This is a genomic window from Streptomyces sp. NPDC050560 (assembly GCF_044457285.1).
Classification (GTDB): domain Bacteria; phylum Actinomycetota; class Actinomycetes; order Streptomycetales; family Streptomycetaceae; genus Streptomyces.
Genome location: NZ_JBITGT010000001.1, coordinates 992,776 through 1,019,038 on the forward strand (window position 1 = coordinate 992,776; position 26,263 = coordinate 1,019,038).

The following is a 26,263-nucleotide window of genomic DNA, read 5'->3' on the forward strand; positions in this document are numbered from 1 at the left end:
AGGCTGATGTCAGTCACCGGTCGACGCCTCCCATCACGGGGTCGATGGATGCCACGGCGACGATGACGTCGGCGACCTGGCCGCCCTCGCACATGGCCGCCATGGCTTCGAGGTTGGTGAAGGACGGGTCGCGGAAGTGGACCCGGAAGGGGCGGGTGCCGCCGTCGGAGACGGTGTGCACGCCGAGTTCGCCCTTGGCGGACTCGACGGCCGCGTACGCCTGTCCGGGCGGGACCCTGAAGCCCTCGGTGACCAGCTTGAAGTGGTGGATCAGGGACTCCATGGAGGTGCCCATGATCTGCCGGATGTGGTCGAGGGAGTTGCCGAGGCCGTCGGGGCCGAGGGCGAGCTGCGCTGGCCAGGCGATCTTCTTGTCGCCGACCATGACGGGGCCCGGTTCGAGGCGGTCGAGGCACTGCTCGACGATCCCCAGCGACTGCCGCATCTCTTCGAGGCGGATCAGGAAGCGCCCGTACGCGTCACAACTGTCGGACGTGGGGATCTCGAAGTCGTAGTTCTCGTAGCCGCAGTACGGCTGCGCCTTGCGCAGGTCGTGCGGGAGGCCGGCGGAGCGCAGGATGGGCCCGGTGGCGCCGAGGGCCATGCAGCCGGTCAGGTCGAGATAGCCGACGTCCTGCATACGGGCCTTGAAGATGGGGTTCCCGGTGGCGAGCTTGTCGTACTCCGGGAGGTTCTTGCGCATCGTCTTCACGAACTCGCGCACTTGGTCGACCGCGCCGGGCGGCAGGTCCTGGGCGAGGCCGCCGGGGCGGATGTACGCGTGGTTCATCCGCAGCCCGGTGATCAGTTCGTAGAGGTCGAGAATGAGTTCACGATCACGGAAGCCGTAGATCATGATCGTGGTGGCGCCCAGCTCCATGCCGCCGGTGGCGATGGCGACGAGGTGCGAGGAGAGCCGGTTCAGCTCCATCAGCATCACGCGGATGATGCTGGCCCGGTCGGGCACGGCCTCCTCGATGCCGAGCAGCCGCTCCACGGACAGGCAGTACGCCGCCTCGTTGAAGAACGGCGTCAGGTAGTCCATGCGCGTGACGTAGGTGGTGCCCTGCGTCCAGGTGCGGAACTCCAGGTTCTTCTCGATGCCGGTGTGGAGGTAGCCGATGCCGCAGCGGGCCTCGGTGACGGTCTCGCCGTCGATCTCCAGGATGAGCCGCAGCACGCCGTGCGTGGACGGGTGCTGGGGGCCCATGTTGACGACGAGACGCTCGTCGTCGGCCTTGGCCGCCGCCTGGACGACCTCGTCCCAGTCGCCGCCCGTGACGGTGTAGACGGTGCCTTCCGTGGTCTCGCGGGCCGAGGCCGTCGAGGAGGTGGGGGGAGTGGTCATGAGTACGACCTCCGCTGGTCCGGAGCCGGGATCTGGGCGCCCTTGTACTCGATGGCGATGCCGCCGAGCGGGTAGTCCTTGCGCTGGGGGAAGCCCTGCCAGTCGTCCGGCATCATGATCCGGGTCAGTGCCGGGTGGCCGTCGAAGACCAGGCCGAAGAAGTCGTAGGTCTCGCGCTCGTGCCAGTCGTTCGTCGGGTAGACGGCGACGAGCGAGGGGATGTGCGGGTCGCTGTCCGGGGCACTGACTTCGAGGCGGATCAGCCGGTTGTGGGTGATCGAGCGCAGGTGGTACACGGCGTGCAGCTCGCGGCCCTTGTCGCCGGGGTAGTGCACGCCGCTGACGCCGGTGCACAGCTCGAAGCGGAGCGCGGGGTCGTCCCGCAGGGTCTTCGCGACGCGCACGAGGTGCTCGCGGGCGATGTGGAACGTCATCTCGCCGCGGTCGACCACGGTCTTCTCGATGGCGTTCTCCGGCAGCAGGTCCTGCTCTTCGAGGGCGCCCTCCAACTCGTCGGCGACCTCGTCGAACCAGCCACCGTACGGGCGGCCGGAGGCGCCGGGCAGCCGGATGGAGCGGACGAGGCCGCCGTAGCCGGTGGTGTCGCCGCCGTTGTTGGCGCCGAACATGCCGCGCTGGACGCGGATCTCCTCGCCCTGCTCGCCGCGCCTGCCCGGGAGGTTCGAGGCGTTGAGGTCCTGCTCGGGGTTGACGTCGTCGTTCTCGCTCACCGCAGCAGGCCCTTCATCTCGATGGTGGGGAGCGCCTTGAGGGCCGCCTCCTCCGCCTCGCGGGCCGCTTCCTTCGCGTTCACACCGAGCTTGGAGGACTGGATCTTCTGGTGGAGCTTGAGGATGCTGTCCATGAGCATCTCGGGCCGCGGCGGGCATCCGGGCAGGTAGATGTCGACGGGGACGACGTGGTCGACGCCCTGGACGATCGCGTAGTTGTTGAACATGCCGCCGGAGGACGCGCACACGCCCATCGAGATGACCCACTTCGGGCTCGGCATCTGGTCGTAGACCTGCCTGAGCACCGGCGCCATCTTCTGGCTGACGCGTCCCGCCACGATCATCAGATCCGCCTGCCGCGGTGAGCCGCGGAAGACCTCCATGCCGAACCGCGCCAGGTCGTAGCGGCCCGCGCCGGTCGTCATCATCTCGATGGCACAGCAGGCCAGGCCGAACGTCGCCGGGAACACGGAGGACTTCCGCACCCAGCCCGCCGCCTGCTCGACCGTGGTCAGCAGAAACCCGCTCGGCAGTTTCTCTTCGAGTCCCATTGGCCCCTCAGACCCCTCTTGTCTGCTCGTTCCTCACCGTTTTCAGTCCCATTCCAGACCGCCGCGCCGCCACACGTACGCGTAGGCGACGAACACGGTGAGCACGAAGAGCAGCATCTCCACGAGCCCGAACAGGCCCAGGGCGTCGAAGCTGACGGCCCAGGGATAGAGAAAGACGATCTCGATGTCGAAGACGATGAACAGCATCGCCGTCAGGTAGTACTTGATCGGGAAGCGACCGCCGCCCGCCGGGGTCGGGGTCGGCTCGATACCGCACTCGTACGCCTCAAGCTTGGCCCGGTTGTACCGTTTTGGACCGACCAGCGTGGCCATGACCACGGAGAAGATCGCAAACGCTGCTCCGATGGCTCCCAGTACGAGGATGGGCGCATAGGAATTCACCGCTCCTCGCTCCTCTCAGTCGGCATGACTCCTACGGCAGGCAGCGGACCGCGCCTCCTCCTCATGAGTCCCGCGGCCCCCTGCGAGCGGTCCGCGGGCCCGCCCCGACCCTCCCGCGATCCCGGGGAACTCCCCCGGCGATCCGCGAAGATCGTGTCCATGTGAAGCAGGTCACAAGCCCGACGCCACGCATCTTATGCCCGCCGGTCTGTGATCTGCGACACGGGGTCCTGCATCGCCTTTGTGATCTCCACCACCTGACGAACGATCATGCAGGCCAGGGCCTCTTGATCTTTCTACGGGAAGCGGAGGACCGCTTACCAGAAGTGACACCTGCCCGCCTAAAAGGCGCTTTGTCGCAGGTGACGGGCTCTGTCCACTATCAAGCGGTCTCATTCGGGAGCAAATTGGCGCTGGACGGGCCCGGGTGCTAGGTGCCCGCGGAGGTACGTGCGCGCGTTCACGAGCCCGGTGGGCGGCGGGGCGGATGCCCCGCGGGCGGCGGAAATTGCCTCGGGGCGATCGCGCGGATTGCACCGGGGGCGGGGGCGCGCAGGGGCGGCGCGCACTGGGGGGCGCACGCTGCGGGGCGCGGGGGTCGGCGAGGCGGACTTCGGCGAGGCGGGCGGCGACGCGGCGGCGAGGCGGGCGGGCGGCGACGCGACGGACGCCCGCCCGGTTCATCCGCTCATCCGCGCGAGAAGGCACCGGTCGCCGCTTCCCCCGGACGGCAGACGGGCCGGCCGAAAGCAGTGACCTTCCCGTGACCTATCCCACACCGGACCCCCGGCCCGGAACCGCTGGCTTGGCCAAGCAGCCCAACCAGTGGTAAGTCGCGGGCAATTCGGGCGTATCACCGAAACCTCGTGACCACACCCATGATCACCGATGTCCACATTGCCCGTTAAGGCGTCAATAAAGAGCGCCACGCCCGGGATTCGGCCACTCCGGGGGCCAACTGTGGCGCACCCCACGTTCCTTGAAGGCAACGCCGACGCTTTGATAGCCGTTGTCCTCATGTCCCACACCGCTCACATACCCAGCCACCGGAAACCGCGGCGCAGCGCGTCGAGAGTCGTCCTGCGCGCCGGTGTCGCCAGCGGCGTCCTCGGCACGCTGGCGGTTGCCGGTTCCTCCGGGCCTGCGAGTGCCACGGAGCCCGTCACCGACACCATCGAGATGCCCACGCTGACCACGGACCTGGGCACCCAGACCGAGGTGTCGGCCGACGCGACCCAGCAGGCAGCCTCCGACTACGCCCTGCGCGCCGAGCAGCAGACGGCCGCCGCGAAGGCCGCCAAGACCGCCACCGAGGCGCAGGCGACCGCGGAGAAGAAGGCCGAGGAGGCCAAGAAGAAGGCCGCCGCCGAGGCCGCGGCCCGCAAGGCGGCCGAGGCCGCCCGCACTTCGCGCTCCCAGGAGCGCACCACCCTCAGCGCGTCCTCCGGCACCTCGTCGAACTCCGGCTCCAGCGACCTGTCCGTCCCGGCGAGCGGCAGTGTCGCCACCGTCGTCTCGTTCCTGAAGGCCCAGCTCGGCGACGCGTACATCATGGGCGGCACGGGACCCAACTCCTGGGACTGCTCGGGGCTCGTGCAGGCCGCCTTCCGGCAGGCCGGTGTGAGCCTGCCGCGCACCTCCCAGGCGCAGTCCACCGCGGGCACCCAGGTGCCGCTCTCCTCGGTCCAGGTCGGGGACATCCTCTACTGGGGCGGCGCGGGCTCCGCGTACCACGTCGGCGTGTACGTGGGCGACGGCCAGTACCTCGACGCCGCGAACCCCTCCAAGGGCGTCGTGACCCAGGACCTGTCCGGCTACCCGGCGAGCGGCGCGATCCGCGTCCTCTGAGCCGCCGGGCACCACGCGAGACACCGAAGGGCGCCGTTCCCCGCGGGGAACGGCGCCCTTCGCCGTGCGCAGGGGCGCTCAGGCCCGCGGCGCGATCCTGGTGAGGCCGTTGATGATGCGGTCCATGGCGTCCCCGCCCGACGGGTCGGTCAGATTGGCCAGCATCTTCAGCGTGAACCGCATCAGCATCGGGTGCGTGAGACCGTGCTGGGCGCCGATCTTCATGATCTTCGGATTGCCGATGAGCTTCACGAAGAGGCGGCCGAGGTTGTAGTAGCCGCCGTAGGTGTCCTTCAGGGTCTTCGGGTAGTGGTGCAGCGCCAGTTCCCGCTGGGAGGCGGTGGCGCGGGCGTGGGCCTGGACGATGACGTCGGCGGCGATCTGCCCCGACTCCATCGCGTACGCGATGCCCTCGCCGTTGAACGGGTTCACCAGGCCGCCCGCGTCGCCGACGAGCAACAGGCCCTTGGTGTAGTGCGGCTGGCGGTTGAACGCCATCGGCAGCGCGGCGCCCCGGATCGGGCCCGTCATGTTCTCCTCGGTGTAGCCCCAGTCCTCGGGCATCGAGGCGCACCAGGCGCGCAACACGTCGCGCCAGTCCAGCTCCTTGAACGCCGCCGAGGTGTTGAGGACGCCGAGGCCCACGTTGGACGTGCCGTCGCCCATGCCGAACACCCAGCCGTAGCCGGGCAGCAGCCGCTCCGTGCCGTCGCGCCTGTCCCACAGTTCGAGCCAGGACTCCAGGTAGTCGTCCTTGTGGCGGGGCGAGGTGAAGTACGTGCGCACCGCCACGCCCATCGGGCGGTCCTCGCGGCGGTGCAGGCCCATGCCGAGGGAGAGCCGGGAGGAGTTGCCGTCGGCCGCGACGACGAGCGGGGCGCGGAAGACGGCCGGGGCCTTCTCCTCCCCCAGCCTGGCCCGCACGCCCGTGATCCGGCCGGTGCGCTCGTCGCGGACCGGCTCGCCGACGTTGCAGCGCTCGTAGAGACGCGCGCCCGCCTTCTGCGCCTGCCTGGCCAGTTGCTCGTCGAAGTCGTCGCGCTTGCGCACGAGGCCGTAGTCCGGGTACGAGGCCAGGTCGGGCCAGTCGAGTTCGAGGCGTACCCCGCCGCCGATGATGCGCAGGCCCTTGTTGCGCAGCCAGCCCGCCTCCTCGGAGACGTCGATGCCCATGCCGACGAGCTGCTTCACGGCGCGCGGCGTCAGGCCGTCGCCGCAGACCTTCTCGCGCGGGAACGCCGTCTTCTCCAGCAGCAGCACATCGAGCCCGGCCCTGGCCAGATGGTAGGCGGTCGTCGAACCGCCGGGCCCGGCCCCGACGACGATCACATCCGCGGACTGTTCGGATGGGGTCTCGGTCACGGCGGGTTCTCCCAAGTTCGAAAACTGCGTGCCGACGGCACTGGACATGGGCAGTCTATTCAGCGGGAGAGATCAGCGAGCTGAAGGGCCGCCCGTGACCGATTCGACCATGCCGCCCCCGGCCGCCGGGCCGGTGGGCGCGCATCCCGCGAGACCGCTGCCGCCCGTGGGCCTGCGCGTGCCCACCCACGAGGACGCCTTCGCCTGGCACCGGCTGTTCGCCGACCCCGAGGTGATGGAGTTCCACGGCGGCGCCCCCGCCGAGCTGTCCGTCTATGAGGAGCTGACCGCCCGGCAGCGCAGGCACGACGCCGAGTTCGGCTTCTGCCTGTGGACCGTGCTCGACGGCCCGGGTCCCGCCGCCCCCGGCGCGGAGGGCGACGCGGGGGTCCCGGTCGGCTTCACCGGGGCCCAGCCGTGGCCGCAGGCGTGGGGCCCGCGCGGCGAGATCGAGATCGGCTGGCGGCTCGCCCGCCCCCACTGGGGGCGCGGCCTGGTCACCGCGGCGGCCCTCGCCACCCTCGACCGCCTCAGGGCGGCCGGGGTACGGGAGGTCGTGGCGATGGTCGACGCGCGCAACGCCCGCTCCGCCGCCGTGACCAGGCGCCTCGGCATGCGCCTCGCCGAGACCTACACCTCCCCCGTGTCCCGGCGCGAGGCCCACTGCTTCCGGCTCGCCCTGTAGCCGCGGGCGGCACGGGCCCGCCTTCCCGGGGCGGGCTCCGCCTTCCCGGGGCGCCCGGCCGCGGCGGCGCGCGCTACGGGGTGAGCCGCCAGGAGTCCAGGGCGACGGCGAACGTCATCGCCAGGTCGCCCTGCCATGAGTCGTCGTGCCCGCAGAGCAGGATGGAGTACTCCGTTCCGTTCTCGGCGACGTAGCCCTGGTCCTCGCAGTGGACCGGCTGTCCCGCGTCGTCGGTGTACGTGTACTCCCACAGCGCGCCGGGCCGCCCCCTGAAGGTGTTCTCCCGCAGGGATATGCGCCGGTAACCGCTCTTCTCCGCGGCGGCGATCTCCTCCATGTGCAGGAAGTTGTCGTACGAGTCGTAGCCGGCCTCCGGTATGACGCCGACGAGGAAGTGGTCGGACCCGGTGGCGCCCGCGTAGGTGATCTGGCTGTCGCGCTCCACCCCCGTGCGCGACCAGTACATGGGGATGACGAACGAGAAACCCTTCTCGTCCTCCACCTCGTGGTATCCGGTGGGGACCGAGGGCTCGGCAGGTGCGGCGCCGTCCCCGCCGCCCGACGTGCCGTCCCCGCCGCCGCCCGACGTGCCGACCGCGCCGTCGTCCGAGGCGGCGCCGTCGCCCTGCCTGCTCCCGGCGCTGTGGCCGGGCGACGGGGCGCCCCTGCCGTCCGAGTCGTCCTTGTGGTCCTGCCACAGCAGGACGCCCGCGGCGGCGGCGCCGCCGATCAGGAGGGCGCCGACGATGGTGGCGATCCAGACCATCGGGCCCCTGCCGCCGCCCCCGCCCGGCCCGCCCTCGCCGGGGGAGGCGAGGATCTCGCCCTGCCCCGGGTACTGCGGCGGGTACTGCGGGCCGAACTGGCCGACCTGGTTCGGCTGCGTCGGGGTGTGCGGCGGCGGATACGGGTAGGCGGCGGGGGCGGTGGCCGACGCCGCGGGTGGCGCACCGGGCGCGGGGGCGACGCCGGAGGCGGGCGGGACGCCGGGGGCGGAAGCCGCGCCGGGGGCGGGGGCCGGGGGCGGCTGCTTGAGCCGTGCGGACCGCAGTGCGTACGGCGCCACGAGCACCGCCGCGAACACCCAGAGCAGCCCGAAGAGGAGCGCGTCGGGCACGCTCGTGTGCGCCTCGGCCTTGGTGGCGAGGTCGAGCCCGTACTGGTCGAACGAGGCGTGCGAGGTGACGCCGACCCCGCCGAGCGCCGCGAGCAGCAGGAACAGCAGGAGGAAGAAGGCCGCGGTGAGCAGGTGCCCGGCGCGCTCCGCGCCGCGCCGCGCGGCGATGACGCCCACGGTCAGCGCGCCGACCACGCCGAGGGCGACCGCCCCCGCCACCGCCCAGCCGTCCGCGATGTCGGCGAGGCGGGAGAAGTCGAAGGTGCCGGAGGCGTCCGCGCCGCCGAGACCGCCGCCCGAGGAGCTGACGGTCCCCTTCACCGGGGCGCCCCAGGCGAACCCGAGGGCGGCGGCGCCCAGGTTCGGCAGCAGCAGCACGGCGAGCAGCAGGGGCGGTATGCCGCTGCCGTCGAGGCCCGCCTTCTTGTCGAGGTCGTCGATCTGCGTCAGGACGACGAAGGTGACGACGCCGCAGAGCGCCACCACCACCGCGAGCGCGCGCAGCGCCGTACCGAGGGAGCGCAGCGGCAGCGCCAAGCCCGGGTGCGCGGACAGCCGGTCCTCTGCCGCGTCCCGCCCGAGGACCCCGCACGCCATGGCAAGCGACAGCAGCAGGGCGCCCAGGAAGACCAGGCCGGGCGAGGAGGACACCGACGTGCCCTGCACGGAGGGCTGTGCGAACAGGGCGAGCAGCAGCGCCGCGAGCGAGAGGAGCACTCCGACACGCACCGCGGCCTCCAGGCCCGCGGTCCCCCGCGGCCCAGGGCGCGCCCCGCCACTCGCCGTGGGCGGTGGGGCGCCCGCCGGGCCTCCGGCGTCCTGGCTCCGCAGCCGGGCGCGCAGTCGGCGCACGCCGAAGTAGAGCGCGGCGAGCCAGAGGGCGGTGGTCAGCAGCGGTGTGACGGAGACGGTGATGTCGCCGCCGTCGGCCAGCCCCGAGACCGCGCTGAACTCACCGTCCCCCGTGCCGTCCTTGATGCCGACCCCGCCGCCCCCGAGGCCCTGGAGCAGCACGGCGAGCGCGATACGCATCCGGTCCGTGTAGCCGACCACGATGTTGTCCGAGGACTGGCCGTAGTCCGGGACGGCGAAGAGCAGCGCCGCCACGAGCACCGCCACCACGGGCCCGACGGCGGCCAGTACGGCGCTCTTCCAGTCCCCGACCAGCGTGCGGCCGAGGAACGCGCCGAGCGGGGAGGGCGCCGCCGGGCCCCCCGGGGCGTGCGCGGGCGGCGGCGGCACTCCCGGCACACCGGGCGGCGGGGGCGGAAGCGGTGGGGCCCCCGGCGGGTACGCGGGTGCGGTGACGGAGGTGGGCGGGGAGAGCGCGGAGGTGACCGTGGGAGGCGCCACCAGGGGGACGTCGGTCGCCGGTTGCGTGAGATCGACATCGGGCGGGGCCTCAGTCGCCTCCGCCTTCCCGGCGGGGGTTTCCGGCTCCCTTGCGGGCCTCTCCGGCTCCCGCGCGGGCGCTTCCGCCTTCCCGGCGGGAGATTCCGGCTCCCCCACGGGCCTCTCCGGCTCCCTCGCCGACGCTTCCGCCTCCCCGGCGGGAGATTCCGGCTCCCCCACGGGCCCTTCCGGCTCCCGCGCGGGCGCCCCCGCCTCCCCGGCAGGGGATGCCGCCTTCCCCACGGCCCCCGCGCCCGACGCCCCCTCCCCGGAGGCCCGTTGCCGTTCGTCGACGGCGTCGCTCCCGGCCCGCTCGCCCGAGGCGTCCCCCGTCCGCCCCTGCGGGGCGGCCGCCTCCGGTTGCTTGCGGCCGCACCTCATGCAGAAGCTCGCCTCGTCGGGGACGGAGGCCGCGCAGTGCGGGCAGGAGGTGGGCATCGGGTCGCTCCGTGGTCGGTGGGTCACTGGCGGCGTTCGGCACGGAACGCACGTCAGCGCACGCCCCGTCACCCCGGCGCACGCACCGCTCGACGAGGGGCGTGGCCGTGAGGAGGACTCATCCTCCCCCGTCCCCGGTTCCCGTCAACTGCCCTGTGGACAAACCGGCTTCTGTGGACAACCCCGCCACCCCTTCGAGTGGCCCGTTTCAGGCGGCCCTGAACGCCCGGCGCCTCAGGCGTCCTTGAACCCCCGGTGCAGCGCCACCACGCCCCCCGTGAGGTTGCGCCAGGCCACCCGTGCCCAGCCGGCGTCGCCCAGCCTCGCCGCCAGCGCGGGCTGGTCGGGCCAGGCCCTGATGGACTCGGCCAGGTACACGTAGGCGTCGGGGTTGGAGGAGACGGCCCTCGCGGTCGGCGGGAGTGCCCGCATCAGGTACTCGGTGTAGACGGTGCGGAACGGCGCCCAGGTCGGCTGGGAGAACTCGCAGATCACGACCCGCCCGCCGGGCCGCGTCACCCGGTACATCTCGGCCAGCGCGGTGTCGGTGTCATGGACGTTGCGCAGCCCGAAGGAGACGGTGACCGCGTCGAAGGAGTCGTCCCTGAACGGCAGCCGGGTGGCGTCGCCCGCCGTGAACGGCATCCAGGCGTGCCGCTGCTTGCCGACCCGCAGCATGCCGAGGGAGAAGTCGCAGGGCACGACGTAGGCGCCGGTCCTGGTGAACGGCAGCGAGGAGGTCGCGGTGCCCGCGGCGAGGTCGAGGACCTTCTGCGCGGGTCTGGCGTCCACCGCCCTGGCGACCTCCCTGCGCCACAGCCGGGTCTGGCCCAGCGACAGCACGTCGTTGGTGAGGTCGTAGCGTTCCGCCACCCCGTCGAACATGGAGGCGACTTCGTGGGGCTCTTTGTCCAGGGATGCGCGCGTCACCCGCCCCAGCATACGGAGCGGCCCCGGCACGGCGCCGGGCACCCGCCCCGCTACACCCGCCGGTGCAGGACCCGCCCGCCGAGCACGGTGGCGACGCAGCCGCCGTCGTCGTCGAAGACGGCCAGGTCGGCAGGGCCGCCGACGGCGAGCCGCGGCGGCCGGGCCGCGGACAGCACCCGGACGCCGCCGTAGCGGGCCGCGTCCCGCAGCGCGGGCTCCGTGACCTGCTCGGCGAGTACGGCCGTGGCGCCGAGCCGCAGCATCGCGTACACCCGCTCGCGCGGACTGGGCGCGGACGGCACGCAAGTGCGGTGGACGAGTCCTGGGCCGAGCGTGCCGGGCCAGCGCCGCACCCGGGCGGCGGGGTAGCGCACGGTCAGCCGGGCCAGCGGCCCGATCGCCTCGATACGCCCGTCGAGTACGGCGACGGCCCCGTCGGGCAGCGGCCCCTCGCCCCCCTCGCCCTCGCGCGCGTCCGTGGTCCGCAGCAGCGGCGCGGTGTGCAGGGTCAGCACGGCCGGCTCAACGGGCGTCGATCAGCCTGAGTTCCGGGTGGGCGGTGCCGCCCTCGATGGCGGTGGAGGAGAGGTGGGAGACCGCGCGCACGTCGTCCGGGTCGTTCGCCGGGTCGTCGTGGACCACCAGGTGCTCGTAAGTGGTGCTGCGCTGCGCGGGCACCCGGTCCGCGGAGCGGATCAGGTCGATGATCTCCTTCAGGTTCGAGCGGTGCCTGGCGCCCGCCGAGGAGACCACGTTCTCCTCCAGCATGATCGAACCGAGGTCGTCGGCCCCGTAGTGCAGCGAGAGCTGGCCGATGTCCTTGCCGGTGGTCAGCCAGGAGCCCTGGATATGGGCGACGTTGTCGAGGAAGATGCGCGCGACGGCGATCATCCGCAGGTACTCCAGGGGCGTGGCCTGGGTCCTGCCCTTCAGGTGGTTGTTCTCCGGCTGGTAGGTGTACGGGATGAAGGCGCGGAAGCCGCCCGTCCTGTCCTGGACGTCGCGGATCATCCGCAGGTGCTCGATGCGCTCCGCGTTGGTCTCGCCCGTGCCCATCAGCATGGTGGTGGTGGACTCCACGCCGAGGCCGTGCGCCGTCTCCATGATCTCCAGCCAGCGCTCGCCCGACTCTTTGAGGGGGGCGATGGCCTGGCGGGGGCGGGCGGGCAGCAGCTCGGCGCCCGCGCCCGCGAACGAGTCGAGCCCGGCGGCGTGGATGCGCTCGATGGCCTCCTCGACGCTCACCCCGGAGACGCCCGCCATGTGCTGCACCTCGGACGCGCCGAGGGAGTGGATGACGAGCTGCGGGAACTCCTTCTTGATGGCGGCGAAGTGCTTCTCGTAGTACTCGACGCCGTACTCGGGGTGGTGCCCGCCCTGGAACATGATCTGGGTGCCGCCGAGGTCGACGGTCTCCGCGCAGCGCCGCAGGATGTCGTCGAGGTCCCGGCTCCAGCCCTTGGCGGTGTCCTTGGGCGCGGCGTAGAAGGCGCAGAACTTGCACGCCGTCACGCACACGTTGGTGTAGTTGATGTTCCGCTCGATGATGTACGTGGCGATGTGCTCGGTGCCCGCGTACCGCCTGCGGCGCAGGGCGTCCGCGGTGGCGCCGAGGGCGTGCAGCGGCGCGTCCCGGTAGAGGGCGACCGCCTCCTCGGGGGTGACGCGGCCGCCCGCCGCGGCCCGTTCGAGCACGGCCGGCACATCGACGTCACCGACACCGGGGGAAGCGATACCTGCCTGCTCGGTCACCGGGGCGTCCCTTTCGTAAGGGTTGTGCGGACCGCCCCAGCGTACGCCAGCCCTCTCGCCGCCCGCCGTCCGCCCGGCACCCCGCGACGCCCTCCGCGGCCCGTTCGCGTTCACCCTCGGCGATTACGCTCACAGCGTCCCCCACTCCCCAGGACCGCCGTGCCGGGGCAGAGTCGCGGTCATGAAACTGCTGATCCTGGGTGGTACGGAGTTCGTGGGCCGGGCGGTGGCCGAGGACGCCGTGGCCCGCGGCTGGGACGTGACGGTGCTCAACCGCGGGCGGCACGAACCGCCGCCGGGCACCGTGGCCCTCAGGGGCGACCGCCGCGCCCCCGACGGGCTCGCGGCGCTGTCCGAGGGGGCGTGGGACGCGGTCGTCGACACCTGGAGCGGCGCGCCCTCGGTGGTACGCGACGCGGTGCGGCTGCTCGCGGGGCGGGTGGACCGCTACGCGTACGTGTCCTCGCGCTCGGTGTACACGTTCCCGACGCCCGCGGGGCTGCCCGAGGACGGGCCCGTGGTGGACGCGGCACCCGACGCGGGGGACGACGTGGGGTACGCGGAGGCCAAGCGCGGCGGCGAGCTGGCGGCGCTCGACGGCTTCGGCGAGCGGGCGCTGCTGGTGCGCGCGGGGCTGATCCTCGGCCCGTACGAGAACATCGGGCGGCTGCCCTGGTGGCTCACCCGGATCGCGCGCGGCGGCACGGTGCTGGCGCCGGGCCCCCGCGATCTGGCGTTGCAGTACGTGGACGCGCGGGACCTGGCCGCCTGGACCAACGGGGCGCTCGCACAGGGCCTCGGCGGGGCGTACAACCTGGTGAGCCCGCGCGGCCACGCCACGATGGGCGAGGTACTGGAAGCGTGTGTGCGGGTGACGGGTGGTGACGCGCGGCTGCGGTGGCTGGAGCCGGACGCGGTGCTGGCGGCCGGCATCGAGCCGTGGACGGAGCTGCCGATCTGGCTGCCGCCGGGCGAGCTGTACGACGCGCTGCACGACGGCGACGTGTCGAGGGCGCTGGCCACGGGGCTGCGCTGCCGCCCGTTCGCCGAGACCGCCGCGGACACCTGGGCGTGGCTCGGGACGATCGGCGGTGCGGCGCCCGGGCGGGAGGACCGTCCGGCGGTGGGGCTCGCCCCGGAGAAGGAGGCGCGCGCCCTGGCGGGGTGAGCGCCCCGCGCCACGGCTTCCGGGAGGGTGAGCGCCGTGCCCACGCCCGCTGCCTACTCCTCCTTGCTGAGCTTCGCCTTGGGGTCGCCCGCCCCGGGGTCGTCCGAGGTGAACTGGAGGTCGTCGCCCTTCGGGGTCAGATGGATGGTGTGCTCCGCCTGGGAGCAGTGCGCGTCGTTGCCCTTGTCCCCGGCGCCCGTGGCGGTGAGTTCTTCGGCGTTGGCCTTGGTGAGGGTCAGCAGGTCGGTGCAGGTTCCCCCGGCGATGTCGGTCTCCACCAGGGTGCCGACCTGCTCGCCCGTACCGGCCTGCCGCAGGCTCAGCTTGTAGTGCCCGCTGGGGATGGGGCTGCCGTTCAGGGTGGCGGTGGCCTCACCGCTCCAGGTGCCGAGGTAGGCGGCGGGCACGGCGCCGTCCCCGCCGTTCCCGTCCGACGGGGGCGTGCCCGCGGTGGTGGGGCCGTGGGAGGCGGGCGGCTGTGCGCCGGTCGGGGGGTTGTCGTCGTCGCCCGGCAGCAGGTCGAAGGCGAACATCGATCCGACGGTGACGGCGGCGAGCGCAGCGGCGACGCCGAGCGCGACGGTGCAACTGAGGCCGCGGCGGCGGCCGTCGGGGCCGCGTTCGACACGGGCGGCGAGGCTCCCGCTGATCCTGCCCCTCGCGGGCTCGGTCCCGGCGGCGTCCTGGGGCGTCGCGTCCTGGGCGGCGGCGCCGGTCGCGGCGGGCGGGTGCGGTGCGCCGTACCAGGGGTCGGGCGGGCCGAAGACCCCGGCGGCGGGCGGCGGGGTGCCGTCGGGCGGCGGGGTGTGGGGCTGCGCGGGGGTGGCGGCGCCGTTCGCCCCGGGCGCGGGGGTGTGGGGCTGCGCGGGGGTGGCGGCGCCGTTCGCCCCGGGCGCGGGGGTGTGGGGCTGCGCGGGGGTGGCGGCGCTGTTCGCCCCGGGCGCGGGGGTGTGGGGCTGCGCGGGGGTGGCGGCGCTGTTCGCCCCGGGCGCGGGGGTGTCGGGCCCTGGGCGCTCCAGGTTGACCACCTGGTCGAGGGCGCGTACGGCCATGGCGATGACCGGTCCGGGCAGCCAGCCCGCCGCGACCGCGGTCTGAGCGCCCTCCGGCACGAGCAGCGCGGACAGCTCCGCGGGGGCGGGCCGGTCCCCCGGCTCCTTGGCGAGGCAGCGGGCGACGACGTCGTGGAGGTCGCCGCCGAGGCCGTGCAGCGTCGGGGGCTCGTGCACGACGTGGTAGAGCAGGGCGGCCGAGGAGTCGCCGGGGAACGGGGGCCGCCCGGTGGCCGCGTACACCAGGACGGCGCCGAGCGAGAAGACGTCGGCGGCGCCCGTCACGTCCTGTCCGAGGATCTGCTCGGGCGCCATGTAGCCGGGCGAGCCGATGGAGGCGCCGGTCGCGGTGAGGGTGGTGGTGCCGTCGAGCGCGCGGGCGACGCCGAAGTCGATGAGGCGGGGGCCGTCCACGGTGAGGAGCACGTTGGACGGTTTGACGTCGCGGTGGACGAGGCCGAGCGCGTGGACGTGGGCCAACGCCTCGGCGAGCCCGGCGCCGAGGACGCGCACCGCGCGCTCGGGCAGCGGCGCGAGCCGGTCGCCGGTGCCGACCGCCTCGGTGAGGGAGGGCCCCGCGACATAGCCGGTGGCGACCCAGGGCAGCGGGGCGTCGGGGTCCGCGTCGAGCACGGGCGCCGTCCAGGCGCCGCCGACCTTGCGGGCCGCGGCGACCTCGCGCCTGAAGCGGGCGCGGAACTCCTCGTCCAGCGCGAAGTGCGGGTGGACGGACTTGACGGCGACGGTACGGCCGCTGGCGCCGTGCCCCAGATAGACACGGCCCATGCCGCCCGAGCCGAGGCGGCCGAGGAGCCGGTAGGGGCCTATGACGGCCGGTTCACCGGGGTCAAGCGGCTGCATGCGGGCCTTCCCTCCCCCGTGGATGCGCTGCGCCACAGGGTAGTCGCGCACGATCGCGGCGGCCATGCCCCACCGGGCGGGGAGGGCCGCGCCCGGCCGGGGTCCCGGCGGCCGCCGCCGGGCGCGCTTTACCGCAATTCAGGGAAACGGCAACTGAATTTCGGCATTACGGCGCCCGCCCATTCGGGTAACTCGGCGGAGCCGATTCCCGCGGCTGCGGAAACCGGGCGTCCGGTTACTGTCCGAGCAGCGCCACTTGCACGTCGGCCGGGAAGCCCGTGGTGGGCCCCACGCGCCGGGCGAACTCCGTTACGCCGCCCAACTGGTCAGGTCCGAAGCGGAAGTCGAGCGTCGTGAAGTAGCGCGCGAGAACGTCCTTGTCGAAGCTCTCCCAGCGGGCGGCCTGTTCCGCCACCTTGTCCACTTCGGTGAGCGAAAGGTCACGCGAGGCGAGAAACGCCCGGTGCGCCTCGGCGACCATCTCGGGCTCGCGCGCGGCGTAGTCGCGGCGGGCCGCCCAGACGGCGAAGACGAAGGGGAGCCCCGTCCACTCCTTCCACATGGCGCCGAGGTCGTGCACGTCGAGCCCGAGCCTGGGCCCGTCGTGCAGGTTGGCGCGCAGCGCGGCGTCGCCGATGAGGACGGCCGCGTCCGCCTCCTGCATCATCAGCCCCAGGTCGGGCGGGCAGGTGAAGTACTCGGGGGTGACCCCGTGGCGCTCCGCGAGCAGGAGCTGCGCGAGCCGCACCGAGGTGCGGGAGGTCGAGCCGAGGGCGACCCGGGCGCCGTCGAGCTGGTCGAGGGGGACCTGCGAGACGATGACGCAGGACATCACGGGGCCGTCGCAGCCGACCGCGAGGTCGGGGAAGGCGACCAGGTCGCCGGCGTTCTTCAGGAACTCGACGAGGGTGACGGGGGCGATGTCGAGGTCGCCCCTGACGAGCTGTTCGCTGAGCTTCTCCGGGGTGTCCTTCGAAAGCTCCATGTCGAGGAGGGTCCCCGTCCTGGCGAGCCCCCAGTAGAGGGGGAGGCAGTTCAGGAACTGGATGTGCCCGACGCGCGGACGCTCGGCGCGGTGGCCGGGGCGCTGGGTGCCGCCCGAGCCTGGAAGTGTGTTCTCGGGAGAATTATCCACATCGCGGAGACTAGACCCCGTGCTGTACGGTGCCCGCCCCAGGGCCCGGGCGCGTCGCGGCGTCCCCCGCCCCGACCTGGGACGAACGGGGGCGAACCGGAGCGATACGGGCCCCGCGTCAATCGGCGGGCACCGCCGTTCCGACCCGGGGGTGACGCGATCTTGCCCTCTATTGCTTTTGGCTGCTCACGTGCTAGGCTCGCCCGCAAGTTGCAGTTTGGTTTCCCTTGCAGTACAGAGCCTGCGGAGCATGTAACCCGCAGGCTTTCGTCGTTTTCAGACTTATGCAGTTGCTTACAACAGCAGGTTCTGGAGCAGGGCAACCCTTTGGCCCAAGGAGGGCTTATGGCTACCGGAACCGTGAAGTGGTTCAACGCCGAAAAGGGCTTTGGTTTCATCGCCCAGGAAGGCGGAGGCCCCGATGTCTTCGTCCACTACTCCGCGATCAACGCGACCGGTTTCCGCTCTCTTGAGGAGAACCAGTCGGTGACCTTCGACGTCACGCAGGGCCCGAAGGGCCCGCAGGCGGAGAACGTCACCCCGCTCTAGTCGGGTTGTCGGGGCGCGCCGCCGCCCCACGATCGTTCCGGAACTGACAGCAGTACCCAAGGAGCCCCGCCTCCGCGACCGGCTGGTCCGCCAGCCGTGCCGCGCGGAGGCGGGGCTCCTGCCTCCCGTCCGGGCGGCCGGGCGCCCGCGCCGGCCGGGGGGCCGGTGCGGGCCCCGTCAGACCAGCGGCTGCCCGCCCCGCGTGACGACGTGGTCCACGAGGCCGTAGTCCAGGGCCTCCTGCGCGGTGAACCAGCAGTCGCGGTCCGAGTCGGCGGTGACGCGCTCCACCGTCTGGCCGGTCTGCTGGGCGATCAGCTCGGCGATCTGCCGCTTGCTGTGGCCGAACGCCCTGGCCTGGATGGCGATGTCGCTCGCGGTGCCGCCGAGGCCCGCCGACGGCTGGTGCATGACGATCCTGGTGTGCGGCAGCAGGAACCTCTTGCCCGGGGTGCCGGAGGACAGCAGGAACTGGCCCATCGAGGCCACGAAGCCCATCCCCCAGGTCTGTACGTCCGGCTCGACGAGCTGCATGGTGTCGTAGATCGCCATGCCCGCGGTGACCGAGCCGCCGGGGGAGTTGATGTAGAACTTGATGTCCCGCGTCGGGTCGTCGGCGGCGAGCAGCAGCAGTTGGGCGGTGAGGCGGCCCGCCACCTCGTCGTTCACCTCGGAGCCGAGGAAGACGATGCGGGACCTGAGCAGCCGCTCGAAGACGGCGTCGCCCGCCGTGGCCTCGGCCCCCGCCGCGGACATCCCGGCGCCCCCGCCCCGGCCGGCACGCGCCGGTGCGAGGAGCATGACGTCCCGGTCCATGGTCTGTGCGTGTGTCATTCGCGTTCCCTCTCCACTCGGCCCGCGCCTGCGCCGGGCTCCCGTCGCCGCGCCCCTGCCACCCCGCCGCGGGGCGCCTGCTGGGATCACGATGGCCCGGTACCGGGCGTGCCAGGCAGGGCTGTTCGCTGTGGGCGGCAGGCGTTCGCTGCGGGCGATGGCAGGTGCGCCGTCGGCGCCGTCACAGGTCAGGGGCCAGGGGTCAGGGGTCAGGGGTCAGGGGTCAGGGGTCAGGGGTCAGGGGTCAGGGGTCGGGCGGTGTCCAGGCGTGTCCCGCGGCGAGGCGGTCGAGGCCGTTCCAGGCGAGGTTCATCAGCATGCCCGCGGCCCGCTCCGGCGGCACCGGGCCCGCGGCGGCCCACTCGGCCAGGGACTCCGCGGCGCCGACGAGGGCGTGCGCGAGCCCGGCCAGCTCCCCGGGGCATGGCCGCGCGCCCTGGTGTGCCTCCTGGAGGGCGGCGGCGATGAGGGCGGTGACGTGGTCGACGATCGCGCGACGCATCACCACGGCCTCGGTGGCGAAGGGTTCGCCGTGGGTACGGGCCTGCTGGTGCAGCACGGACCAGCCGTCGGGGTGGCGCGCGGTGTGGGTGAAGAACGCGAGCAGCCCCTCCCAGAGGCGGCGCTGCGGCGCGAGCCCCGGGTCGGCGCCCGCGCACAGCGCCCCGACGAGGGCCCGCGCCTCGCGGCGCACGCAGGCGGTGAAGAGGCTCTCCTTGGAGTCCAAGTAGAGGTAGACGAGGGGTTTGGACACCCCGGCAAGTTCCGCGATGTCGTCCATGGAGGCGGCGCGGTAGCCGTGTCTGCCGAAGGTGCGCACCGCGGCGTCCAGCATCTGGCGCTCGCGCAGCGCCCGCGGCATCCGCTTGGCCCTCGGCCGCCCGCCCCCGGCGGCCCCGGGTGCGCCGGCCGGTTCCGGTGCCTCCGCTTCGCCCGGGTCCCCCGGCTCGGCCAGCCCCACCCGACCTCCTCCCCGTGCCCGCGGGCGCCGTCCCGCGGTGTTCCGGGCAAGCGTACGGTCGCCGGGGCGCGTTGATCGTTCCGATCCCGCAACGGCCGTATCGCGAGGTGGCGAAGCCCAACGCCCGTGCCCCGCAACCCGGTTGGGGTCGCGGGGCACGGGCGTGCGGCTCCGGGGCGTCCGGGCGTGCCCGGAAGGGCAGCGCGTCAGGCCGCGGCGGGCACCGGCCGGGGCTGCTGCTGGGGCTCGTCCACCGGGGAGGCGGTGGCGGCGTCGTACGCGTCGCGGTCGAGGATCTTCTCCCGGGCGGAGACGATGACCGGGATGAGAACCTGGCCCGCGACGTTGGTCGCGGTGCGCATCATGTCCAGGATCGGGTCGATGGCGAGCAGGAGCCCGACGCCCTCCATCGGGAGGCCCAGGGTGGACAGGGTGAGGGTCAGCATCACCGTGGCGCCGGTGAGTCCCGCGGTGGCGGCGGAGCCGACCACGGAGACGAACGCGATCAGCAGGTAGTCGCCGACGCCGAGACCGATGTCGAAGATCTGCGCGACGAAGATCGCGGCGATGGCGGGGTAGATCGCGGCGCAGCCGTCCATCTTGGTGGTGGCGCCGAACGGCACGGCGAAGGACGCGTACTCCTTCGGCACCCCGAGGCGCTCGGTGACCTTCTGGGTCAGCGGCATGGTGCCCACCGAGGAGCGGGAGACGAAGCCGAGCTGGATCGCGGGCCAGGCGCCCTTGAAGAACTGGAGCGGGCTCGCCTTCGCGACGGTCGCGGTCAACGTCGGGTAGACGACGAACATCACGAGGGCGCAGCCGACGTAGACGTCGGCGGTGAAGGTCGCGTACTTGCTGATCAGATCCCAGCCGTAGGTGGCGATCGCGTTGCCGATGAGGCCGACGGTGCCGAGCGGGGCGAGCCGGATGACCCACCACAGGGCCTTCTGGAGCAGTTCGAGCACGGACTCGCTGATGCTGAGGATCGGCTTGGCGCGGTCCCCGAGCTTGAGCGCGGCGGCTCCGGCGACGGCGGCCATGAAGACGATCTGAAGGACGTTCAGCTCGGTGAACGGGGTGATGACGTCCGTCGGCACGATGCCGGTGAGGAAGTCGATCCAGGAGCCGGTGCTCTCGGGCTTCGCGCCGTCCTTCGGGGTGAGCCCCGTACCGGAGCCCGGGTCGGTGATGAGCCCGATGGCGAGGCCGATCGCGACGGCGATCAGGGAGGTGGCCATGAACCACAGCAGGGTGCGGCTGGCGAGCCTGGCGGCGTTGTTGACCTTGCGGAGGTTGGTGATGGACACCAGGATCGCGAAGAACACCAGGGGGGCGACGGCCAGCTTCAGCAGGCCGATGAAGATGTCGCCGATCTTCTGGAGGGTGGTGACCAGCCAGTCGATGTCCTGGCCGCGGGCGAGCCACCCGAGCAGCACGCCGAGGACGAGGCCGCCGAGTATCTGCCCCCAGAACGGGATCTTGGGCAGGCGTGGCCCCGCCGGCTCGCCGGAGGGTCTGGTGGGCGCGTCCTGGGCATCTCCGGACGCAGGGGTGTTGACGGACACGGACACACTCCGATTGGGGGAAGGGCAGCCGGGGGCTGGGCAACGGTGGGTGCGGTGGCCGGACGCGGGCACCGCCGGATGTCGCTACGAGAACCGCTCAGCGGCGGCGACAGGTGGCGGACAGGCAGCGGCACAGGTCGACATGCAGGCGCGCCACGAGCGGGATGCCCGGGGCGAAGCGGTGCGCTGCTGTCTTCATATCCAGCACGTTAACACTGAAACTTTGAGTGCATCAAAGTGCTGCTTTGAGGTGAGACGGCGTCAGAACGGCGAAAGGCCCCGGCGGCCTGGAAGCGGCAGCCGGGGCTGAAGGGACGGAAGGGGGTGCGGGCGCGGGCGCGCGACGGGGCGGGGGCGGGGGGCGGTCAGCCCAGGCCGCGCTGGGCGCGCATCGCGTCGTCGGCCGCGTCCTCCTGGCTGCGGCTGCGCTCCAGGTTCGCCTTGGCGCGGTCCACCCGGGCCACGACGTGCTCGGAGGCCCGGTCGCGCTCCCTGCGCAGGACGACGAAGCTGATCGGCGCGGAGATCACCAGCGCGAGCAGCGCCACCCAGAGGAAGTTGGAGCCCCCGAGGCCCCGCGGCACGATCCCGGCGTAGGTGAGGCCCCAGACGGCGAGGAAGCAGACCACGAAGATGGCGAGCCGCTTCAGGGTGTAGCGGAGCATGTCTTTCCGCCTTCCGTTTCCGACGTGACCCGAACCGGGCGCTTCCTGCCACCCAGTGAAGCACGCGCCCCCGCGGCCGAGGGCGCCGCCCCCACCGGGCCCCGCTCAGACCCGCATGGGCTGGGGGGTCTCGCGGCGGTCCGCGTCGGGGCCCTCGTGGGTGCGCAGGACGGCGTGGCGGGCGTCGCGCTCCACGGGGCGCAGGCCCGCGTCCCGTACCAGCTCGACGAGGTCGTCGAGGTCGCCGCCCTCGGGGGCGCCGGACGCGGCGGCGGGGTCGAGGTCGTCGGCGCCGTGCTGGAGGGCGAGCAGGGCGGTCAGCTCGCCGTGGGCGTCGAGGCGGACGGTCAGATGGGGCACGTTGTCCAGCAGCAGCCGGCACACCGCGAAGGTCTTCAGCACCTCGGCGCCGGTGGCCGCGGCGCCCGCGTCCTCGCCGGTACGCCGTACGGGCGCGACGGCGGCCAGGCCCCCGGCCCCGTCCTGGAGCGCGCGCAGCCGCAGCAGCCGCTCGACCCGCTCCCCTGCGGCCTCCCCGCGGCTGTACGGGAAGAGGACGGCGGCGCCGGGGTCGCCCGCGCCCGCCAGGCGTTCGACCTCCGTCCAGTCGCCGTCCGGCGCGGGCACGGCGGGCGGCCGTGCGGCGGAAGCGGCCTCGGCACCCGCTCCGGTGAGGACGGTCCCCGCGTCGCCGTGCCGGGCGGCGCGTGCCTCGTGGGCGAGGGTGCCGAGCCAGGCGAGGTCGTCGGCCCCGTACAGCGCGACGCCGTCCTCATGGGTGAGCCGCTGTCCGCCGCGTACCTTCGCTCCGAGCGCGCGCTTCAGCTCCGCGTCCATCCCGGCGTCCGCCTTCCTGTCAGCCCCGTACTGCCTGTCCACTGCCTGCCCGACCGCCGCCTGCCCGACCGCCCGGCTGCCCGCCTGATGCTCCGGCGGTCCGGCGGTCCGGTTCACCGTAGCCGCTACACCTCGTCGGGGAGCTGCCCGACCCTGTTCTCCCACTTCGTGGAGAGCACCACCATGGTGCGGGTGCGGGAGACGCCCTTGATGCCGGACAGGCGCCGCACGATGCGCTCCAGGCCCGCGATGTCGCGGGTGCGGACCTTGAGCATGTACGAGTCCTCCCCCGCGATGAACCAGCAGTCCTCGACCTCCCCGAGGTCCTTGAGCCGCCGCGCCACGTCGTCGTGGTCGGTGGCGTCGGACAGCGAGAGGCCGATGAGGGCGGTGACGCCGAGGCCGAGCGAGGCGGAGTCGACCGTGGCGCGGTAGCCGGTGATGACGCCCGCGGCCTCCAGACGGTTGATGCGGTCGGTCACGCTGGGGCCCGAGAGACCGACGAGCCGTCCGAGTTCTGCGTACGAGGCTCTTCCGTTCTCGCGCAGGGCCTGGATGATCTGCCTATCCACGGCGTCCATAGTCCGATGCCTTTCATTGTTCATCCGTGTCGCGAGTCGTGTGAGAAATCTAAGGCACCGGGCGGGCCCGCGCGCTCGGACGGCGCAGAGCGCCCCGTACTGCCAACCAGGCGCTGCCCACGCGCGCCGTCACGCGCCCCTCATTCGGTGTGCGCGCCACCCCCGAGCGCGCCTTCCCAGCGCCGGTAGAGCCGGTGCGGTACGCCGACGGTGTCCAGGGCCCGCCCCGCGACGAAGTTGACGAGGTCCTGGATGTGGCGCGCGCCCGCGTAGAAGGCGGGGGCGGCGGGCAGCACGGTGGCGCCCGCGTCGTCGAGGCGTACCAGGTGCCGCAGGGTCGGCCCGTTCAGCGGGGTCTCGCGGACGGTGACCACGAGGGGGCGGCCCTCCTTGAGGGTGACGGAGGCCGCGCGCTGGAGCAGGTCCTTGGACAGGCCGAGCGCGACGCCCGCGACGCAGTCCGTGGAGGCGGGCACGATCAGCATGCCCCGGGTGGGGTACGAGCCCGACGAGGGCCCCGCCGCGAGGTTCCCCGGCGACCAGTGGCGTACCCGGTCGAGCCCGGTCACCCGGAAGGCGTCGGGGGTGCCGTCGGCGCCCCTGGCGAGGAAGCGCGCCAGGTCCGCGCGCCAGTGGGCGTCGCGGATGGCGGCGCCTGTCTCGTCCAGCAGGGTGAGCCGGGAGGCGCGGGACACCACCAGGTCGACGCTCTCGCCCGCGTCGAGCAGGCCGCGCAGCACGGCCGCGGCGTACGGGGTGCCGGACGCGCCCGAGACGCCGACGACCCAGGGGACCTGCCGGTCCGTGTCGCGCGGCGGCTCGCCGTCGATGCCCACACCCTCCATGTCCCGAGCCTAACCGTCCGCCCCCGCACTCCCCGCGGGCCCCGTCCGGGACGCGGTGCGCGGCGCCGTGCTAGACGGTGAGGCCCCGTACCAGCAGGTCGAGCAGGGCGCAGACGAACAGTGCGATGCCGATGAAGCCGTTCACCGAGAAGAAGGCGCGGTTCAGCCTGGACAGGTCGTGCGGGCGGACGATGCTGTGCTCGTAGAGGAAGGCGCCCGCGACGATGACGAGCCCCAGCCAGAAGAACACCCCCGCGTGGGTGTCGAGCGCGTACCAGACGAAGAGGCCCATGGTGACGGCGTGACAGCCGCGGGCGCCGTACAGGGCGGCGGGGATGCCGAAGCGCGCGGGCACGGACATCACGCCGTGCGCCCGGTCGGCCTTGACATCCTGGCAGCCGAAGATCAGGTCGAAGCCGCCGATCCAGACGCCGACCGCGAGGCCGAGCAGCACCGCGGGCCAGGACCACTCGCCTGTGATGGCGAGCCAGGCCCCGATCGGGCCCATGGCCTGGGCGACGCCGAGGATGGCGTGCGGGAAGTTGGTGAACCGCTTGCCGTACGGGTACAGCACCATCGGCACGACGGCGATCGGCGCGAGCGCGAGGCAGAGCGGGTTCAGCGCCGCCGCGGCGCCGAGGAAGACCGCCACGGCGGCCAGGGCGCCCGTCCAGGCGTAGCGCACGGAGACGGCGCCCGTGACCAGTTCGCGGCCCGCGGTGCGCGGGTTCCGCGCGTCGATCTCGCGGTCGATGATGCGGTTGCAGGCCATCGCGAAGGTGCGCAGCCCGACCATGGCCACGGTGACCAGCAGCAGCCGGCCCCAGTGGATGTTGCCGTCGAACCGGTAACAGGCCGTCAGCGAGGCGATGTAGGCGAAGGGCAGCGCGAACACCGAGTGCTCGATCATCACGAGCCTCAGGAAGGCCCGCACCCTGCTGTTCGGCTGCGCGGGCCCCGGGCCGCCGATGAGTCCTTCCGCGGCGGACATCAGACGCGCTCCCGGGCCGGGCGCCCCGCACACGGCGGCGGCACGGCCGCCCGTACGGCCTCGCGGGCGCGGCAGCCCTGCGCCGCGCGGCCGCTCCGTCCCACGTGGCCGCCCGCGCCGGTCCTGCCGGTGCGGGGGCCGTCCGCGCCGGTCCCCGTGAGAAGTCCGCGTGTCACAGTCCGTACTCCTTCCACCGCTCCGTCACCCGTCTGTGTGTCCCCGGGTCCGAGAGCACCATGTCCGGCCATCCGCCGTCGCGCGCGTACCCCTCCTCCGGCAGCTTCCTGGTGGCGTCGATCCCGGCCTTGCCGCCCCAGAACTGCTGGTAGGAGGCGTGGTCGAGATGGTCGACCGGGCCCTCGACGACGCTGAGGTCGCGGGCGTAGTCGACGTTGCCGAGGGCGCGCCAGGCGACCTCGTGCAGATCGTGGACGTCGCAGTCGGCGTCGACGACCACGATCAGCTTGGTCAGCGACATCATGTGGGCGCCCCAGACGGCGTGCATCACCTTCTGGGCGTGCTTCGGGTACTTCTTGTCGATCGCGACGATCGCGCAGTTGTGGAAGCCGCCCGCCTCCGGCAGGTGGTAGTCCACGATGTCCGGCACGATGACCTTGAGCAGCGGCAGGAAGAACCGCTCGGTGGCCCGCCCCAGCGGCCCGTCCTCCATCGGCGGCCTGCCCACGACGGTGGACTGGAGCAGCGGCCTGGCGCGCGTGGTGACGCAGTCGACGGTCAGGGCCGGGAAGTCCTCCTGCGGCGTGTAGAAGCCGGTGTGGTCGCCGAAGGGGCCCTCGGGGAGTACGCGTCCTGGTTCGAGGCGGCCTTCGAGGACGACCTCGGCCTGCGCGGGCACCTGGAGCGGCACGGTCTCGCAGTCCACCATGTCGATCCTGCGCCCCTGGACAAACCCGGCGAACATGTATTCGTCGATGTCGCCGGGGAGCGGGGCGGTCGCCGCGTAGGTGACGGCGGGCGGGCAGCCGAACGCGATCGCCACCGGCAGGCTCTCGCCCCGGCGCGCGGCCGTCTGGTAGTGGTTGCGGCTGTCCTTGTGGATCTGCCAGTGCATGCCGATGGTGTTGCGGTCGTGCCGCTGGAGCCGGTAGAGGCCCAGGTTGCGTACGCCGGTCTCGGGGTCCCTGGTGTGGGTGAGCCCGAGGTTGAAGAACGAGCCGCCGTCGCCCGGCCAGGTGAACAGCGCGGGCAGCCTGTCCAGGTCGACGTCGTCGCCGCGCAGGACGACCTGCCGCACCGGCGCGTCGGACGGCTTCACCTTCTTCGGCGGCACATGGGCCATCGAGCCGAGCTTGCCGAACGCCTCGCGCACGCCGACGAAGCCGTGCGGCAGCTCCGGCTTGAGCAGGCCGCCGATCCGCTCGCCGATGCCGTCGTAGGACTTGAGGCCGAGGGCCTTCAGCAGGCGTCGGTCGGTGCCGTACACGTTCATCGCCAGGGGCATCGCCGAGCCCTTGACGTTCTCGAAGAGCAGCGCGGGTCCCTCGGCCTTCTGGACCCGGTCGACGATCTCCCCGACCTCCAGATACGGGTCCACCTCCGCCTTGACGCGCTTCAGGTCGCCCTCGCGCTCCAGTGCCCTGAGCAGGGAGCGAAGATCGTCGTAAGCCATGGGGTCCAGTATCTGCCACCGGCTACGCTGGCC

At 72.9% G+C, this 26,263-nt stretch carries 25 protein-coding genes and 1 pseudogene; 4 read left to right on the forward strand and 22 right to left on the reverse strand.

Translation table 11 applies throughout. The features are described 5' to 3' along the window. Positions 1–13 precede the first annotated feature (13 nt). From ACIBIW_RS04265 to ACIBIW_RS04280, 4 genes are read right to left on the reverse strand one after another with little or no spacing between them, the layout of a single operon-like run. Positions 14–1,348 carry an NADH-quinone oxidoreductase subunit D gene (locus ACIBIW_RS04265; RefSeq protein ID WP_399331698.1) on the reverse strand — a complete coding sequence of 445 codons (1,335 nt, stop codon included), beginning with the start codon at positions 1,346–1,348 and terminating at the stop codon, positions 14–16. Then, positions 1,345–2,079, reverse strand: coding sequence for an NADH-quinone oxidoreductase subunit C (locus ACIBIW_RS04270; protein WP_399331700.1), 735 nt, complete (start codon positions 2,077–2,079; stop codon positions 1,345–1,347). Before ACIBIW_RS04270 ends, ACIBIW_RS04265 begins: the two co-directional genes overlap by 4 nt. After that, a complete protein-coding gene (locus tag ACIBIW_RS04275) occupies positions 2,076–2,630 on the reverse strand; it encodes a NuoB/complex I 20 kDa subunit family protein (RefSeq protein ID WP_399331703.1) in 555 nt (184 codons plus the stop codon). The genes ACIBIW_RS04270 and ACIBIW_RS04275 overlap by 4 nt, the downstream gene beginning before the upstream one ends. Before the next feature lie 42 nt (positions 2,631–2,672). Beyond that, positions 2,673–3,032, reverse strand: coding sequence for an NADH-quinone oxidoreductase subunit A (locus ACIBIW_RS04280; protein ID WP_399331705.1), 360 nt, complete (start codon positions 3,030–3,032; stop codon positions 2,673–2,675). Between the two features lie 1,017 nt (positions 3,033–4,049). Between ACIBIW_RS04280 and ACIBIW_RS04285 the strand changes: the two genes are divergently transcribed. Then, a complete protein-coding gene (locus ACIBIW_RS04285) occupies positions 4,050–4,880 on the forward strand; it encodes a C40 family peptidase (protein WP_399331707.1) in 831 nt (276 codons plus the stop codon). A gap of 78 nt (positions 4,881–4,958) precedes the next feature. Here ACIBIW_RS04285 and ACIBIW_RS04290 read toward each other — a convergent pair whose 3' ends face one another. Next, positions 4,959–6,242, reverse strand: a complete 1,284-nt coding sequence (locus tag ACIBIW_RS04290; protein WP_399331709.1) for a geranylgeranyl reductase family protein — start codon at positions 6,240–6,242, stop codon at positions 4,959–4,961. 109 nt (positions 6,243–6,351) lie between these two features. On the opposite strand from ACIBIW_RS04290, the gene ACIBIW_RS04295 reads away from it, so the two are divergent. Further along, positions 6,352–6,927 carry a GNAT family N-acetyltransferase gene (locus ACIBIW_RS04295; protein ID WP_399331923.1) on the forward strand — a complete coding sequence of 192 codons (576 nt, stop codon included), beginning with the start codon at positions 6,352–6,354 and terminating at the stop codon, positions 6,925–6,927. 73 nt (positions 6,928–7,000) lie between these two features. On the opposite strand, the gene ACIBIW_RS04300 is transcribed toward ACIBIW_RS04295, so the two are convergent. The 5 genes and pseudogenes from ACIBIW_RS04300 to mqnC form a co-directional block, all read right to left on the reverse strand. After that, positions 7,001–9,397, reverse strand: a complete 2,397-nt coding sequence (locus ACIBIW_RS04300; protein ID WP_399331940.1) for a hypothetical protein — start codon at positions 9,395–9,397, stop codon at positions 7,001–7,003. 405 nt (positions 9,398–9,802) lie between these two features. Further along, a pseudogene (locus ACIBIW_RS04305) lies at positions 9,803–9,874 on the reverse strand (zinc-ribbon domain-containing protein); the annotation flags it as partial. Positions 9,875–10,108: 234 nt separating this feature from the next. Then, the gene (locus ACIBIW_RS04310; protein WP_399331711.1) at positions 10,109–10,804 is read right to left on the reverse strand and encodes a demethylmenaquinone methyltransferase; all 696 of its coding nucleotides are present in this window, start codon (positions 10,802–10,804) and stop codon (positions 10,109–10,111) included. 50 nt (positions 10,805–10,854) lie between these two features. Then, positions 10,855–11,319 carry an imidazolonepropionase-like domain-containing protein gene (locus ACIBIW_RS04315; protein ID WP_399331714.1) on the reverse strand — a complete coding sequence of 155 codons (465 nt, stop codon included), beginning with the start codon at positions 11,317–11,319 and terminating at the stop codon, positions 10,855–10,857. Positions 11,320–11,326: 7 nt separating this feature from the next. After that, positions 11,327–12,556 (reverse strand): cyclic dehypoxanthinyl futalosine synthase, encoded by a 1,230-nt coding sequence (gene mqnC / locus ACIBIW_RS04320; protein WP_399331716.1) that lies wholly within the window; start codon positions 12,554–12,556, stop codon positions 11,327–11,329. Between the two features lie 181 nt (positions 12,557–12,737). Here mqnC and ACIBIW_RS04325 point away from each other — a divergent pair, with 181 nt between their 5' ends. Further along, positions 12,738–13,724, forward strand: coding sequence for an NAD-dependent epimerase/dehydratase family protein (locus ACIBIW_RS04325; RefSeq protein WP_399331718.1), 987 nt, complete (start codon positions 12,738–12,740; stop codon positions 13,722–13,724). 53 nt (positions 13,725–13,777) lie between these two features. On the opposite strand, the gene ACIBIW_RS04330 is transcribed toward ACIBIW_RS04325, so the two are convergent. Further along, positions 13,778–15,637: a protein kinase gene (locus ACIBIW_RS04330; protein WP_399331720.1), complete on the reverse strand. Its 1,860-nt coding sequence runs from the start codon at positions 15,635–15,637 to the stop codon at positions 13,778–13,780. Positions 15,638–15,872: 235 nt separating this feature from the next. Further along, entirely contained in the window at positions 15,873–16,772 is a 900-nt protein-coding gene (locus ACIBIW_RS04335) for a menaquinone biosynthetic enzyme MqnA/MqnD family protein (RefSeq protein WP_399331722.1), read from the reverse strand. A gap of 345 nt (positions 16,773–17,117) precedes the next feature. Here ACIBIW_RS04335 and ACIBIW_RS04340 point away from each other — a divergent pair, with 345 nt between their 5' ends. Continuing rightward, a complete protein-coding gene (locus tag ACIBIW_RS04340; protein ID WP_399331724.1) occupies positions 17,118–17,321 on the forward strand; it encodes a cold-shock protein in 204 nt (67 codons plus the stop codon). A gap of 177 nt (positions 17,322–17,498) precedes the next feature. Here the strand turns inward: ACIBIW_RS04340 and ACIBIW_RS04345 are convergent, their stop codons facing one another. The 10 genes from ACIBIW_RS04345 to ACIBIW_RS04390 form a co-directional block, all read right to left on the reverse strand. After that, a complete protein-coding gene (locus ACIBIW_RS04345) occupies positions 17,499–18,077 on the reverse strand; it encodes a ClpP family protease (protein WP_399331925.1) in 579 nt (192 codons plus the stop codon). A gap of 322 nt (positions 18,078–18,399) precedes the next feature. Continuing rightward, complete coding sequence (locus ACIBIW_RS04350) at positions 18,400–19,017, reverse strand: TetR/AcrR family transcriptional regulator (RefSeq protein WP_399331927.1); 618 nt, start codon at positions 19,015–19,017, stop codon at positions 18,400–18,402. A gap of 305 nt (positions 19,018–19,322) precedes the next feature. After that, positions 19,323–20,681 carry a dicarboxylate/amino acid:cation symporter gene (locus ACIBIW_RS04355; RefSeq protein ID WP_399331726.1) on the reverse strand — a complete coding sequence of 453 codons (1,359 nt, stop codon included), beginning with the start codon at positions 20,679–20,681 and terminating at the stop codon, positions 19,323–19,325. Positions 20,682–21,046: 365 nt separating this feature from the next. Then, a complete protein-coding gene (locus ACIBIW_RS04360) occupies positions 21,047–21,346 on the reverse strand; it encodes a DUF4229 domain-containing protein (RefSeq protein ID WP_399331728.1) in 300 nt (99 codons plus the stop codon). A 105-nt stretch (positions 21,347–21,451) separates the two neighbouring features. Then, positions 21,452–22,183: a hypothetical protein gene (locus tag ACIBIW_RS04365; protein ID WP_399331929.1), complete on the reverse strand. Its 732-nt coding sequence runs from the start codon at positions 22,181–22,183 to the stop codon at positions 21,452–21,454. A 125-nt stretch (positions 22,184–22,308) separates the two neighbouring features. Continuing rightward, the gene (locus ACIBIW_RS04370) at positions 22,309–22,764 is read right to left on the reverse strand and encodes an Lrp/AsnC family transcriptional regulator (protein WP_399331730.1); all 456 of its coding nucleotides are present in this window, start codon (positions 22,762–22,764) and stop codon (positions 22,309–22,311) included. A 140-nt stretch (positions 22,765–22,904) separates the two neighbouring features. Then, complete coding sequence (locus ACIBIW_RS04375) at positions 22,905–23,609, reverse strand: UbiX family flavin prenyltransferase (protein WP_399331732.1); 705 nt, start codon at positions 23,607–23,609, stop codon at positions 22,905–22,907. 70 nt (positions 23,610–23,679) lie between these two features. Beyond that, a complete protein-coding gene (gene mqnP, locus ACIBIW_RS04380) occupies positions 23,680–24,600 on the reverse strand; it encodes a menaquinone biosynthesis prenyltransferase MqnP (RefSeq protein WP_399331734.1) in 921 nt (306 codons plus the stop codon). Next, a complete protein-coding gene (locus tag ACIBIW_RS04385) occupies positions 24,600–24,776 on the reverse strand; it encodes a hypothetical protein (RefSeq protein ID WP_399331736.1) in 177 nt (58 codons plus the stop codon). The genes mqnP and ACIBIW_RS04385 overlap by 1 nt, the downstream gene beginning before the upstream one ends. After that, complete coding sequence (locus ACIBIW_RS04390) at positions 24,773–26,230, reverse strand: menaquinone biosynthesis decarboxylase (protein WP_399331738.1); 1,458 nt, start codon at positions 26,228–26,230, stop codon at positions 24,773–24,775. Before ACIBIW_RS04390 ends, ACIBIW_RS04385 begins: the two co-directional genes overlap by 4 nt. Between the last annotated feature and the right edge of the window lie 33 nt (positions 26,231–26,263).